This is a genomic window from Mycobacterium persicum (genome assembly GCF_002086675.1).
GTDB lineage: Bacteria > Actinomycetota > Actinomycetes > Mycobacteriales > Mycobacteriaceae > Mycobacterium > Mycobacterium persicum.
In genome coordinates this window covers 1-409 of sequence record NZ_MVIF01000314.1, presented here as the reverse complement: position 1 = coordinate 409, position 409 = coordinate 1, and the positions used below count along the sequence as shown (strand labels likewise).

Annotated in this window: 1 pseudogene; it reads left to right on the top strand. The window is 80.0% G+C overall.

Annotation, left to right across the window (positions count from 1 at the left end):
- Positions 1 to 409: pseudogene (locus BST40_RS32315) on the top strand (PE family protein); the annotation flags it as partial.

Sequence of the window (409 nt, the reverse complement as noted above, 5' to 3'; positions counted from 1 at the left end):
CTGTGGGGCACCGGTGGCACCGGTGGCGCCGGCGGGCCATCAACGGTCTCCGACGGCGGTCCCGGCGGGCCCGGCGGGCGAGCACTGTTGTGGGGCCTCGGTGGCACCGGCGGCGTCGGCGGGGCCTCCCCGGTCGGCACCGGTGGGGCCGGCGGTGCCGCCGGTGCCGGCGGGCTGTTTGGGGGTCCGGGCGGCACCGGTGGCACCGGCGGGTTCGGCGTCGTGCACGGTGGGCGCGGCGGCGACGGGGGTGTCGGCGGATTGTTCGGCGTCGGCGGGGCCGGCGGCACCGGCGGGGCCACTACCACCGGCGAGGGCGGGTTCGGCGGGAACGGCGGCACCGGGCTGTTCAACACCGGCGGTGCCGGGGGCAACGGCGGTTCGGCGAGCGGCGGCACCAGTATCGGTG